This is a genomic window from Spirosoma radiotolerans, from assembly GCF_000974425.1.
Classification (GTDB): domain Bacteria; phylum Bacteroidota; class Bacteroidia; order Cytophagales; family Spirosomataceae; genus Spirosoma; species Spirosoma radiotolerans.
On the sequence record NZ_CP010429.1, the window covers coordinates 4,720,477 to 4,734,643 of the forward strand.

Consider the following 14,167-nt stretch of genomic DNA (forward strand, 5'->3'; position numbering starts at 1 on the left):
AAAATCTTCCCAATGTATAATTTTCTTTCCCTAACAAAACCAAACTGTAAGTATAAAGAAACGACCTTATGAAGAAACACTTACTTCCCCGACGAATGCTGGGCAGACTATTAAAAACATCAAGTACTCAATTGCTGCTGGCATTTACCTGTGTTAGTTTTACCTATGCAAACAACTCGTTTGAGCGGAATCCCTACGTAAATCATCCCGAAATCCGTGCTGACAGAACCCTCACCGGTCGAGTTACGGATGAAAAAGATGAAGCCCTACCCGGTGTTAGTGTTATTCTAAAAGGAAGCCAACGCGGAACGGTTACAGATGCTGATGGTCGTTATAAATTAGACGTACCCGACAATGGCTCGACCCTTGTGTTTTCATTTGTTGGGTATCTCTCGCAGGAAGTGCGTATCGGCAACCAAACAGCGGTCGATATCAGCCTGAAAGCAGACAGCAAAGTACTCGACGAGATTGTGGTTATTGGGTATGGTACCACGAAGAAATCAGACCTTACCGGAGCCGTATCTGGCGTTAAAGAAGCGCAGTTGCAGGAACGGCCTGCCCCATCGCTGAACCAGGCGCTCTCGGGTCGGATGCCGGGTGTGCAGGTAAACACCAACTCGGGTCGTCCTGGTGGTCGTACAACTATCCGCATTCGGGGTTTTAGCTCCATCAACTCGTCGAACAACCCACTTTATGTGGTCGATGGCGTTATGCTTCCACAGGGTACCGGCGATCAGTTCAGTAACCCAATCGACTACATTAACCCGAATGACATTGTCAACGTTGAGGTACTGAAAGATGCCTCATCGACGGCTATTTATGGCGCACGTGGAGCCAACGGCGTTATCCTGGTATCGACTCGTAAAGGGAAAGCCGGTGAAAGCCGCGTTACCTACGATAGCCAGTTCAGCGTAAACACCATCGGTCCAAACAAACCAAAAGTTCTGAACGCAAAAGAATACTTAGCTACTGAGGATCTGGCGTATGCCAATATGGCGAAATACGATCCCGTCGGCTGGGCAGCTGGCAAATGGTCTTACCTGGACCCCAAGGTTCGGCGGACGGCTTTTAGCGCAGCGCATCCGGGCGTTTTCGATGCAAACCTGAACCCATTATACGATACCGACTGGTTCAAAGAATCGTCACAGAACAAATTATCGCAAAATCACCAGTTAGGCTTTAGTGGTGGTAATGAACGGACACAGTATTCACTTTCGCTAAACTATCGGGATGATCAGGGTCTGATCAAAACGTCGTACATGAAACGGTACTCGGGCCGCTTCTCGATTGACGATCAGGTGAAAAGCTGGCTGAAAATTGGCGGTACGATGAGCTACAACTACCAGACGGAAAACCTGGTGGATATCAATGACGCTGTAGCCCGGCAAATTGTGGAAGACTTTCCGTTCCTGCCCGTTCGGTACCCCGACACAGGTGTGTTCGCTGAAAACCGCGATTATCCATACGCTGAAGGTACGATGAGTTCGGTTCACCGCCTGATGGATCGCAAATACATCCAGAATACCCAAACGATTCTGGGTAGCCTGTTCACGAACATCACGTTTGGAAAAGGGCTGGAAATGCGCACCGTTTTGGGTACGAACATTCAAACCCAGGAAATCAACCAGTCGCAAACCCGTACCCTGAACATTGGCAACAACGGTAACGCATCGACCAATAGTAACCGGCAGAATTTCTGGTCGTTGGAAAACTACCTGACTTATAATAAGCAGATCGGTCAGGACCATTCGTTTACGGGCTTATTGGGTCTATCCTGGCAGGAAACCAACACATTTGGCTTTGGTGCCAGTGTGAGTGGATTCGCTACCGACTACTTTACCTACAATAACTTAGGGGCTGGCGCGATCAACCCATCAGTTAGCTCGGGGGCAACGCGGTTTGCGTTCAACTCCTATTTTGGCCGGATCAACTATGGTTACAAGAATAAGTACCTGTTCACCGCAACCGGACGTGCCGATGGCTCATCGAAGTTCGGTGAAAACCACAAATTTGCTTTCTTCCCTTCGGCAGCTTTAGCCTGGCGTATATCGGAAGAAGACTTCCTGAAAGGCAACTCGCTGATTTCAAACCTGAAACTACGGACTAGCTATGGCTTAACAGGTAACTCTGAAATTCCGCCTTATTCGTCATTATCGCTGCTGAGCTCAAACTATGCCACCATTTACAACGATACTAAAGTGAGTGGAACGGGCATCAACCGTCTGGCCAACCCTGATCTTCGTTGGGAGAAAACGGCGCAAACCGATGTAGGTCTGGAAATTGGTCTGTTCAAAGGCCGCGTGACGTTAGAAGCGGATTACTACTACCGCCTGACCACCGACATGCTGCTCGATGCTCCGGTTCCACGTACCAGCGGTTACGCTACGATTCGCCGGAACGTCGGTTCGATGGAAAACAAAGGGTTCGAATTTGGTCTGAACACGGTGAACATCAGCCGGGGTCAGTTTAGCTGGAACACAACGTTCAATATTTCGCTCAATAGAAATAAAGTTTTATCGCTGGCAACGCCTTCCGACATCTTCAACGTGGGTGGTCCTAACTTCACCAACCCAACGAACATAATCCGGGTCGGCGAAGCGGTGGGTTCGTTCTGGGGTTTAACCCGTGCAGGTGTATGGAGTGAAGCAGAGCGCGAGGAAGCGGCCAAGTTTACCAGCTATCGCAACGGCCTGACTATTCTGCCCGGCGACATCAAATACTTGGACGTAAATGGCGACAAAGCCATCACGGATGCTGACCGTAGTATCATCGGTAACGGTAGCCCTAAAGGCTGGGGTGCCATGACAAACAACATCCGGTTCGGTAACTTCGATGCCACCCTTGAACTCCAGTATATGTTCGGCAACAAAGTTATGTTGATGAACCTCCACGCCAGCGAAGACCGGCAGGCTCTGGCTAACAGCTACGCATCTGTGCTGGGTGCCTGGACGCCTACCAACCAAGGCAGCCAGATTGCCGAAGTACGGGATACGCGGGCTGGTTATGTGACCAACGTAGACAGTCACTGGATCAAGGATGGCTCATTCCTGCGTGGCAAAAACCTGCTGTTCGGCTATACGCTCCCAGTTGCCGTAACGAACAAGCTTAAGTTGAGCCGCTTGCGCGTGTATGTTTCTTCGCAAAACTTTTTCCTTCTCTTGAAAGATCCAATCGTTGGCGATCCTGAAGTAACACCAACCAACCAGGGAACGGACAACAGTGCTTTCTCGCAAGGCATGATCTGGCACAACTATCCAAAACCAACCACGTATCTGCTTGGTCTCCAGATTGGATTGTAGTCCACAAACCCATTTAACTAGTTGACATTTCAAAAGTATGAGACATACACTCGTAAAACATATAAGCCGGGCCTTGCTATGCGGATTTGCCCTAACCGGCCCGATTGGCTGTACGGATTTCCTAACTGAACAAGCCCCGTCGAACTTAACGACGACCAACTTCTATACCATTCCAGACCACGCCGAAGCGGCTCTGGCGTCGGTATACGCCAGCCTGCGGTTTATGGGCGACGATGCTGGTATTTTCTCCAGCAACTGGCAGCTACTGGAAGCGCTGACGGGTACATCCACAACGGAGACCGCGCAAAACTCCGACCTGAACAACCTGTATTCGCTGGTGCACGATGGCAATACAGGGCACGTGGTCAATTACTGGAACGGCCTGTATCGGGTCATTGCCAACGCGAACCAGTTGCTTGACAAAGTGCCGGGTATTACACCGATGGATGCGGCTCAGAAAACCAAAATTCTGGGCGAAGCCCGGTTCCTGCGCGCTTCCGCTTACTTCACTGCCGTTCAGCTATGGGGCGATATTCCGCTGGTTACGAAGCCCCAATCAGCGGCTTCGGCGGATTTTTTGCCCGCTCGTGCGTCTAAAGAAGATGTCTACAAACTGATCGTTGAAGACCTGACTGCTGCTGAAGCATCGGGTCTGGCCTGGATGGATGCAAGTGGTCGGGCCAACCTGGCTGCGGTAAAAACACAACTCGCCAAAGTTTACCTGACGATGGCCGGGTTCCCGCTTAGCAAAGGTGCATCGCATTACAAACTAGCCGCCGACAAAGCCCTGGAGGTAATCACGTATGCCAATGCAAACCCATCGCTGATCAACCTGTTTACGACTTACGAAGACGTTCACCGCGAGAGCACGAAGAACCGGGTAGAACACCTGTTTATGCTCCAGTATAACACGCTGGTGGCCGGAAATCCGATGAATAACTTCTATCCGAACTTTAAGCCGGTTACCTACAACGGTCCGGGAGGAACGGGTAGTTCGGTACCCACCCCAGCCTTCTATAACTCCTACGAAAAGGGAGATCTTCGGGCGAAGGACCAGGCGGGGTATTTCTACACTACGTACTATACCAACGGGAATGGTGCCCCTTTTGATCTGGGCGCGCCTTATGTGTTCAAACACTTCAACCGTACGGCCAACGGAACGGCGGGTGTTGCGGGTTCACGTCAGAACAACCTGAACGTACCCCAGATCCGGTATGCCGAAACGCTGCTGATCTACGCTGAAGCGCAAAACGAAGTAGGTGGACCTACACAAGCGGCTTACGATGCCTTCAAACGAATTCGTGATCGGGCTACGTTGACGACACCCGCTCTGGGTTCCTATACGCAGGCAACCTTCCGCGAAGCCGTTTGGCGGGAACGGTGGCACGAACTGTGTTACGAACAGATTACCTGGTTTGACATGGTACGCCTGCGGAAAGTGTACAACGAAAAAACCAACGGATTCGACAATTTTGTTGGTCACGTCAATCTAAGCTCGAATCAGGCGTTGCAGGAGAAACACCTGCTGCTGCCCCTGCCGAAACAGGAGCTGTTGAATAACCCTAATCTGAAAACTCAGAACCCAGGTTATCCAGGCGTCTAATCAGACCGTTAATGAGCTTGAAAACCGATAAGGCTGTCATAGCCTTATCGGTTTTTTTATACGTGCATCCGCAACGTGTTTGGTTGAAAGGTACTGCCCACTAAGCATTTTTCGATAAGCACTTGGCGTTTGGCCCGTTATCGCCAGGAATGTCTTGTTGAAGTGCGACAGGTTGTTAAACCCAACAGCCGTTCCTACATCGGCTACTGTGCGGGCGGAGTGCAGCAACCGACGTGCCTGATTGACACGATATTCATTTACAAAATCGGTAAACGTGAATTGAGTCATTCGTTTAAAATACCGACAAAAGGCGGGTACAGTCAAGCTGGCCAAGTCAGATACAGCGCGTATATCAATTAGTTCCGTATAGTGTTGTTCGACATACTGGCATATCCGGTTAATTCGCTCCTGCTCTTTAGGATTAAGATCGAACCGCACACCATCGGCGTGGAGTGCTTCGGCGTCCGGCGCATTCGCCAGGTATTGCAAAATTTGCAGCAGGGTTATTAGTCGCTCAAAGGGAATCTGCTCCGGTAATTTCGCTAACAAAGGCCCCACGTTTTTTTTAGTCTCGATACCAAAGGTGAGGCCCCTATGCGCCCGCTCAAATAACCGCCGAACGGTAGCCAGCTCTGGCTTTTGCAAAAAAGCGTCCCCCATAAAATCATCACGCATCTGCACGACGATTTCTTCAAACTGGCCTTCTTTTCCGTAGCTAAAGTTCAGGTGAGGTAAGTTTGGTCCGATAAACACCAATTCGCCCAATTCATATCGTGACACGTTTGTGCCCACCCGTCGCTGGCCATTCCCACCCGGTATGTAAACAATTTCATATTCAGGATGATAGTGCCAGTATACCCTACAGGTTTCGGGCGCTGTATGGTGCATTACCTTGAATGAACTTCCCGCTTCGGGTTCTATTTTTTCAAATTGAAGTTTCATAACCGACGGTGCAGATTGTAACTTACGAAAATAATAAGCGGGTTTCTACCGCGATTCATTAAATAGGAAACCGTAACTCATTTCCAATCGTTTATACCGTAACAATACTTCACAAAACAACATGAAACGAATTCACTTGTTGGCGCTCAGTCTGCTTTTGCTCGCCGGTTGTGCACAAGGCCAATCGAAAGACACCTCACCCGCCAAGCTTCCTGCTCTGAAAAACGGAGAGGCTGTTGCTACCTTTGCCGGTGGCTGTTTCTGGGCCCTGGAAGAAGGTATGAACCAGCTTAAAGGGGTTCGCGAAGTTATTTCCGGCTACGCTGGCGGCAACGTGAAAGACCCAACCTACGAACAAGTTGGCACCGATGTAACGGGTCACGCCGAATCGGTTCAAGTCTATTACGATCCGAAAGTAATTAGCTATGCCCAATTACTCGATGCCTTTTTTGCCGGTCATGACCCCACCACACTAAACCGTCAGGGGCCCGATGTAGGCCGTGACTATCGCTCAGTTGCCTTCTATCGGACACCGGCCGAAAAAGCTGAAATTCTGGCCGCCATCAAGCGCACCAACGAGTCGAAGCACTACGCGAATCCGGTTGTTACGGAAGTAACACCAATCACCGTTTTCTACCCCGCGGAAAACTACCACCAGAATTATTTTGCTCTGCACCCAGACCAGCCTTACATTCAGCGAGTATCATTGCCCAAAGTTGAGAAACTCCGGAAAGCAATGGCAGGTCACCTCAAAAATAATACAGCGTTGACAATGAATGATTAGTTTCTGACATGAACGTGTCAATTCAGCATTAATAACGGATAATAGATGATAAAAATAGCCGGCCTCAACCGGCTATTTTTGCCTTATGAACACGACTGCTCCGTTGAATAACCCGCACCGAAATCTGTTTGTACAGAATCTGCTGACCTTCTTCCTGAACAAGCAGGCATTGGCTGTAGGCCTAGTATTTGCCTCCGATAGCATCCTGTTTGGTAGTTGGGTAGCTCACATTCCCTATGTGAAAGCAAACCTGCACCTCTCTGACGCCGAGCTGGGGCTGACGCTGTTCGCCATGCCTATTGGACTACTGGTAATGAACCCGCTAACGGGCTGGATCATAGCCCGGCTGGGCGAAGCACGCTCCTGTTTCTGGTCGGCGGTTGGTTTAACGCTGGCTATTTGTATTCCGCTCAACGCGCCTAACCCCTACGTGCTGGCCATTGGCCTATTTCTGATGGGTCTGAATGCAGCCCTGATAAACGTGGCTATGAACACCACTGCAACCAACCTGGAGCGCGCCAAAGGCATTGTTATCATGTCGTCGTGCCACGGTATGTGGAGCCTGGGAGGGCTACTTGGTTCGGGCATTGCCGGAGCGGTCATTGCGCTACACATGTCGCCCCCAACACACCTTGCGGTGATGGCGGGCCTGATCTTACTACTGACCTTTGTGCTACAGCCAATCCTGTCGCAGATTCCGTCGAGTAGTCGGACAGAAACGGGCGAAAAAGCCGGGTCGTCGTTTGTTCGTCCGAACCTGGATTTACTCTTGATGATTCTGATTGGCCTTGCCCTGGCCATGGGTGAAGGAGCCGCTTTTGACTGGAGTGCGGTTTATCTTCGTGAAACCCTGGGCGCCAGCAGCCAGATTGCGGCACTGGGCTTTGCCAGTTTTTCCCTAACAATGACTGGGTTCCGGTTTCTGGGTGATGCTATTATTCCAAAAATAGGCGCCAAAAACTGGTTACAAATTGGTGGTATTCTGGCAGCAGCGGGCCTTTTATTCGCCATTGCGCTACCCTATCCAGCAACGGCGCTCATTGGCTTCGGCTTGCTGGGCGCGGGCTGCTCCCTTGGTGCACCAGTGCTCTATGCAGCCTCCATGCGGGTGCCGGGTATTCCGCCCGCAGCAGGTCTGGCGACGTTTGCGACGTTTAGCTTCATCGGTTTTCTAGCTGGCCCGCCCCTGATCGGGTTCGTTGCTGAAGCCTTCGGTTTATATTATGGCCTGGGCTTTGTAGCCGTTATGCTCCTCATCTCGGCAGGCTTAGCCCGCATGGTCAAGCTATTTTAAGGCCAACATAAACGCCGGAACGAGCCATTGCGTGCAGCCATTTTAAGAGACTTTTACTTACTACCAGCTAAAATGCGTAGTATTGTTATGAAACGCAATCAACGAAAGCCATGACAGTAGCTGTTGCCACATCCCCTAAAAAGCAGAGGAAATCGGGCGTACCAACCTACCTGATTTATGAAACGCTCAACGGACGCGCGCTGTATTACCGTGGTTACCGGGATGTAAAAACCGGAAAAAAAACACCCGCCGAAATTATGGGAAGCAGTTCATTACAGGCCACTTTAGTAGCTACTTTAGTGATGTTTTTAGGCAGAGTTATTAATCGAAGGAAGTACTTAGTTGTTACAAATGAGTCGGGTATTCACCTGGATAGAGGTAACAACCTATCCAATGATATTGCCATTTTCGACAAATCGTCCGGCCTGACATTATCCGACAAATACTTTACTGTGCCGCCTAAAATCGCTATTGAAGTAGACGTTCGGATTGAACCCGAAGAGTTCTCGGGGAAAGAATCCGGCTATGTCTATGCCAAAACAGAGCGCTTATTGGCTTTTGGCGTCGAGACGGTTATCTGGATCACAACGGAGCCTAAAAAAATATTCGTGGCTACCCGCACGGCTCCCTGGCTCACCCAGAACTGGGATGCCAGCGTACCTGTTCTAGACGATGTTGTTCTGAACCTGGCCGAGTTGTTACACGAAGAAGGAATCGAGTTTTAAGATCGTCTATTCTTCATTGACCGCGATAGCCAGCATGTACCAGGCAGCATGCGGTAACCATTGTTCGGCCCACCGCCAGTCACTGTCTTTGCCGGTTAGTTTATAGGCCAGGTTAAAATCAATATCATCTTCATTATTGAATCCAGATGTAACCCCGTTCACGATACCGCCGGGTGCATTGGTGTATTCAAACGTGCCAAAAAAGCCATAGGTTGGGTTATTATGTCCTGCTCCCTGCAACATACAGGCATCATACGGATTTAACCCCAATACCCAATTAAGCTGATCAAGAGCGAAGCCAGCCAATTGATCGTGCAGTTGTTTGTCATCGCTAAATAAGGGAGCAGCCAGCCGTGCGGCCGTTGCCATAGACGCAATCCGGGCATTTTCACCCTGCCACCAGGGAGAGGCTTCGCTCCCATGCGGGAAGAAGAAGGTACTCCGCCGATTTCCTAACGTGTCCTGCACTAACTGCCGACTGTAGCCGAACGGGTTCGTTACCTCATGCGTGACCGCCAGTTCATAGGTCATCGATCGCTTAATCGCTTCTTTTAGTTTACCCTGAATTTCAGGCGACGCCAAGGGGTAATAATACACAAGACTTATTAACGGCAAACCAGCATCTGAAGGGTGAAAGAAGGGCCGGTCCTTGTTGTCGGCCCGCCAGTAATCTTTGTAGTTTTTCCAGGACGAAAGCCGATTCATAAGCTGCTGAGCCCGTTTATCAGCCACTTGTTTATAGCTACTTTTTTTTGTCGCCTTATATAATTCCGTGGCCGCACTCAGCGCACAGTAATCATCAACGATATTCTCCACTCCATCGTTGGTCATGGCCGCGTTTTCTTTCTCCAAAAAAGCGAAGGCATCCTCAGCCGCTTTCAAATAAGCAGCTGGAGTAAAATCGCCGGTCATATCAGGAGCATACGTAGAGGACATCGCCAGAGCCGCAATGGCCAATCCCCCACCCGACCGATAACTAACCTGGTATTTACGCCAGTTTGTTTCATCGGCTGCACTGGCAAGTGTTTGGTCCTTTGTTTGCTTAATCCGATACGCTTTATCTTCGGCCTGTATAACGCGGTCCTTCGCTAACTTACCTGGCCCCGGCGCTTTTACAGACCGGTAAAACGAGCCGCCTTTGGCCTGTGCCCGCACCAGGTAATCAGCACCGTACATGGCTTCATCAAGTAATCGGCGCATATACTGCCGAAAGTCCGTTCCTGTTCGTTTGGTTAATTGACCGTGCGTTTTTAACAGGCTCCAGGCAGTGAGTGAAATTTGCTGCGGATTGAAATACGACGAGAAGGTAAGGTGCGATAAGTGCTTGCCATAATCGCCGGTTGCATCGTACCACCCGCCGTGAACATCAAGTGTATCGCCCGGACGACCCGCCAATATTAGCTTATGATCCGCTTTGTCCAGCAAGCCTGAACTGCGCTGGCCTTTGAAATAATAGACCACATCCGATAAGGTAAATTGCTCCAGTACATTTTTACTGATCGAAAATGGGTAGGACTCAATTGGTTTTCCGGCACTGGTGATCTGCACCCGGTAAGTGCCTTCGGTCGTATACGGACTGAAATCAAGCGTCCAGAAGAGCCAGTTTTTCCATTTGTTCACAGGTCCGCTAAACACGGATTTTCCCGAGTATACAACTTTACCGGTTGTGGTGTTGATGAGTTCGAAGCCCTGGATAACTACCTGCTTGTCGGCCATCACGATAGCCCGCTTGGCTTTTGTCGGCTCGTACCCTACCTGGTTGGTTAAAACACGAATCGACTGTGCATTCAGCAGGCAGGATAGATGGATAAAAATAAAGACAAACAGCTTTTTGACGGATCGATAATGCATTGAAAATTATGGTTGATTGAGTAGTGTAGCGGCTTGTTGTGGGTTGTTAGAGCATATAACCTATTCTGACTTTCCGGCTCCCCACAGGATGGCATTTCTAAAAATTGTGGTAAATGCTTTGTTGGTCAACAAGTCGGGGTGATGGCCCATAAAGATATAGATGTTCCGCGCCTTCATCCGCTCATTCGACCAAACCACCGGGTGATCACCCATTTTAATGGCCGAGTCCGGCGAGTAAGTCGATTCATCGACCGAGGCCAGCACATTAACATTGGGGCGTGGGCTTTTATCATACGTGTACCACTCTTCTTTTTGAACCTCAAACGAAGCAGGCAATCCTTTCATGCAGGGATGATTTTTAGCTTCTACCCGTACAGTGGCTTTGGCGAAATCAGCAATGTAGTTTTTATATCGAATACCGCCCATGAAATCGGAGAACCAAGGCCATATAGAATACCCATCGAATTCGCCCAGCAAGGTGGCATGATGAAACCCAATCCAGCCACCTTTGCCTTCGGTAATGTACTTCTGAAAAGCGGCTTTTGCCGTATCACTCCACATATAGGGCGGATAATTCAATTGAATAAACAGTTGATACTGGTCCAGAAACCTATCGTTTATTGGCTCGGCATTTTCAATGTAGTGGATGGCGAAATTGTTTTCGGCGGCCTGATTGGAGAGCCACGTCTTTGCCGCGGCTACGAATGGCGCATGAATGCCACCGGCTTCGGTCATGACGAGCACATTGAACCGGGGTTTCGTGGATTGTCCGAGTAGGGAACCGCTCCCACTGGCACCAACCAGGATCAGAAGCGAACGAATAAAACTTCGTTTTGTAAAATGCGTTGCCATCTATGTTTTGACTTCCTTGTAGTGAACTGTTTTTTTGGCTAGCGAATCAAACTAAGGGGTCCAGTTTTCTGATCCGTGATGACTTTACCCTGCTGCCTGAGCCGATACTGAATACGCCAGGCATAGACCCCCGTTTCGCAATGGTCACCGCGATAATTACCGTCCCACAGAAAGGGCGAGTCTTTCGTCTCGAAAACAACCTCTCCCCAGCGATTAAAAATTGCCAGTGATGTGATGGTAATATCGCCACAACCATAGGCCAGAAAAACATCATTTAGCCCATCCCCATTTGGCGTAAAGGTATTGGGCGCGTAAAGAACACAATCGCAGGCGTTATAATCAATAACAATCGAATCGGTAACCGTGGCGCAGGCATTCTGCACGCTTGCCCGGTATATGCCCGAACTACTCACCGTTCGTTCAACGCCTGAAATTTGATCCGTCCAGCTAAACTTCCCCTCGGCAACCGTCGGTTTGATGACAAACAGTTGTGCCCCACACAGTTGTTTGTCGGGTCCTAACTCCAACTCGGGCGGCCGTATATACTGTACCTGAATGGTATCACTGGCAATACAACTGGCCTGTGTCACCCGAATGCTGTATTGCCCGGCCTGGCGCACTGTCAATGTATTGGTCGATGACCCATCCTGCCAGCGGTAAGTCGATGTGGTTGTCGCAGGCACCTTGAGCGTGAGGGTCTGACCATTACAAATCGTCGTATCGGCACCCAGGCTGAAGTCAAGCGCGTAATCGACGATGAGACTATCGGTGAGTGTTTTACACGAAGTGACAGCTGTTACAGAGTATTTACCTGGTTTAGTTACCTGCCGAGTTGGCTTTGTGCTCCCATCGTTCCACCGATAATCGAAGGCTCCGGGCGTTGTAGCATCGAGTAATAGCGTACTCTGACGACCGCATAAGGTGGTGTCTTTACCCAGTTCGAGGTTGACGGGTACCAGCGATATATCATCAACAAATAAATAGTAGTAGCCTAGAAAAGGAGGTTCTTTATTAAAGTTTCCAATGGTTATATATTGCTCACCACCTTTCGCCGTTACGAAACCCGCAACACGTTGCCACTGCAGGCGGCCAAGACTATTTTTAGGTTGGGTATCCAGAATTTGCGGATTGGCTGGCAGTCTGTCCGTTGTTGTTACATCCGTGACCGGGCTGGTCGAGAAATAGGCCCCCAGTGTTTCGGGAAGGTATTTATTGGGTGTATCCGTAGCAATGTACATCTCGAAATAATAGCACTCATCGGCGATCAGTGGTTTGATCAGCCGTACGCCCAGGTACTCAGCCCAGCCCTGATCGAAAAACAAATGCCCAACTCCCTTACCCGAATGGGGCGGTAACGACATTTGCCCCGTCTGAAAACATTCGTGGTAGAAATCAGGGGTGGCCCGGTTCGGGTTATACCAGGGAGTGGCCTCGATGAGTTGATTATCTTGACGTGGGCAATTTCGGTACGTTTCAAAGTTACCGTTGGGAATGAGGTTTTGGCCCGCCAGCATTCCGGGCAGGAACGCAACGAGGCTAACCCAGAGCCAACTATATCCTTTTTGCATAACCCTGATGTCATTAAATGGGGTTGGCACCAATGACCTGATCTACCAAACGAAGGGCGTCTAAGATACTGATTTTTGTGAATATAGGTACCATCTTCGAAGGGTTACCCACTATTTATGCATGAAACCCACTAAAAAAAGCCACTCATGAATAGAGCGGCTTTCTTACTAGTGTGGACGAATGTTACTACTTCAGGAAGGTACTTTTTAGTTAATGCTGAGCCAGAATGCCCGTTGGGAAGTTCCGGCTCAGACAGAGGAAGATTTTGTTTAATACCATCTTAAAGATAACATCTGACCTGCTTCTCTGCTGGAGAAAAGGTGTCAATAACAGGAATTAGTAGGTGAATCGTACACCCAACGATGTAAACGGTTTTCACCGAATGGGCATAGGTGACATGATTTCTAATAGTGGTTAAACCGTTGCAGAAAGTCTTCCTTATAACTCCGGCTTAGCGGAAGTAACTGCGTTCCAATGCTTAGTTCAGCGTCATTGAAGGAGTCCACTTTATGAATATTAACCGCATAAGACCGATGTATACGCACCAGAGACGGTAAATTCATCCGCTCCAGAATACCACTCAACGTTTGCCGGACAACGTATTTTCGGTTCGTCGTGACTAAGGTCGTATATACATTATCGGCCTCCAGATAAAGTAACTCTGTCACATTTATCTTGACGAATTGGTAATTCTGCTTAACAAATAAATGGTCCTCAATTTGCAGAATTGTTTCTTTGTCTCGGGATGTATTCCGTTCGGGAACGGCCGCTGTAGCGGGAACTGGCTTAGTACGGAGGCTAAAATTATGAATGGCCAGCTCAATAGCCGTTCTCAGGCTGTTCAGTTGATAAGGCTTGTGGACATAAGCGGCAGGATAGGTCTGCTTGGCTCGTTCCAGGGTTTCCCGATCTGTCAGAGCCGTCAGGTAAATGACTGGAATGGGCCGTTCGGCCGTAATGTGTTTAACAGTCTCAATACCATCCCAATCTCCTTTAATGGTAATATCGCAAAGTAACAAATCAACTCGCTGCCGCTGGCACAAATCGAGTGCCTTACGACCATTATTGGCAATGCCCACTACAAAGTAACCATCCGCTTCGAGGCTGTCACTCAACTCCATGGCCAAAATACCTTCATCTTCCACTATCAAAATATGGATACGTTCATCAATGGTCATCAAAGGGTACTATTTATACTGTTTGTTTAGGGAGCGGTCTGGTATATGTTATCTGCTGCCAGACACATCG

General features: G+C 49.3%; 10 protein-coding genes. 5 read left to right on the plus strand and 5 right to left on the minus strand.

From position 1 onward, the window contains the following. Positions 1–68: 68 nt before the first annotated feature. Both SD10_RS19135 and SD10_RS19140 read left to right on the plus strand, forming a co-directional pair. A complete protein-coding gene (locus tag SD10_RS19135) occupies positions 69–3,299 on the plus strand; it encodes a SusC/RagA family TonB-linked outer membrane protein (protein WP_046575938.1) in 3,231 nt (1,076 codons plus the stop codon). 37 nt (positions 3,300–3,336) lie between these two features. Continuing rightward, complete coding sequence (locus tag SD10_RS19140) at positions 3,337–4,902, plus strand: RagB/SusD family nutrient uptake outer membrane protein (protein ID WP_046575939.1); 1,566 nt, start codon at positions 3,337–3,339, stop codon at positions 4,900–4,902. Between the two features lie 36 nt (positions 4,903–4,938). Here the strand turns inward: SD10_RS19140 and SD10_RS19145 are convergent, their stop codons facing one another. Beyond that, the gene (locus SD10_RS19145) at positions 4,939–5,844 is read right to left on the minus strand and encodes an AraC family transcriptional regulator (RefSeq protein ID WP_046575941.1); all 906 of its coding nucleotides are present in this window, start codon (positions 5,842–5,844) and stop codon (positions 4,939–4,941) included. A 121-nt stretch (positions 5,845–5,965) separates the two neighbouring features. Between SD10_RS19145 and msrA the strand changes: the two genes are divergently transcribed. The 3 genes from msrA to SD10_RS19160 all read left to right on the plus strand — a co-directional run bounded on the left by msrA (position 5,966) and on the right by SD10_RS19160 (position 8,647). Further along, entirely contained in the window at positions 5,966–6,628 is a 663-nt protein-coding gene (gene msrA / locus SD10_RS19150; RefSeq protein ID WP_046575942.1) for a peptide-methionine (S)-S-oxide reductase MsrA, read from the plus strand. An 85-nt stretch (positions 6,629–6,713) separates the two neighbouring features. Further along, positions 6,714–7,922, plus strand: coding sequence for an MFS transporter (locus SD10_RS19155; protein ID WP_046575944.1), 1,209 nt, complete (start codon positions 6,714–6,716; stop codon positions 7,920–7,922). 110 nt (positions 7,923–8,032) lie between these two features. Continuing rightward, positions 8,033–8,647, plus strand: a complete 615-nt coding sequence (locus SD10_RS19160) for a hypothetical protein (protein ID WP_046575946.1) — start codon at positions 8,033–8,035, stop codon at positions 8,645–8,647. A 6-nt stretch (positions 8,648–8,653) separates the two neighbouring features. Here the strand turns inward: SD10_RS19160 and SD10_RS19165 are convergent, their stop codons facing one another. The 4 genes from SD10_RS19165 to SD10_RS19180 form a co-directional block, all read right to left on the minus strand. Next, positions 8,654–10,498, minus strand: coding sequence for a glycoside hydrolase family 9 protein (locus SD10_RS19165; RefSeq protein ID WP_052731227.1), 1,845 nt, complete (start codon positions 10,496–10,498; stop codon positions 8,654–8,656). A 60-nt stretch (positions 10,499–10,558) separates the two neighbouring features. Continuing rightward, positions 10,559–11,350 (minus strand): ThuA domain-containing protein, encoded by a 792-nt coding sequence (locus SD10_RS19170; protein ID WP_046575947.1) that lies wholly within the window; start codon positions 11,348–11,350, stop codon positions 10,559–10,561. A gap of 38 nt (positions 11,351–11,388) precedes the next feature. Next, positions 11,389–12,918 carry a gliding motility-associated C-terminal domain-containing protein gene (locus SD10_RS19175; RefSeq protein ID WP_046575948.1) on the minus strand — a complete coding sequence of 510 codons (1,530 nt, stop codon included), beginning with the start codon at positions 12,916–12,918 and terminating at the stop codon, positions 11,389–11,391. Between the two features lie 405 nt (positions 12,919–13,323). Beyond that, a complete protein-coding gene (locus SD10_RS19180; RefSeq protein ID WP_046575951.1) occupies positions 13,324–14,097 on the minus strand; it encodes a response regulator in 774 nt (257 codons plus the stop codon). Between the last annotated feature and the right edge of the window lie 70 nt (positions 14,098–14,167).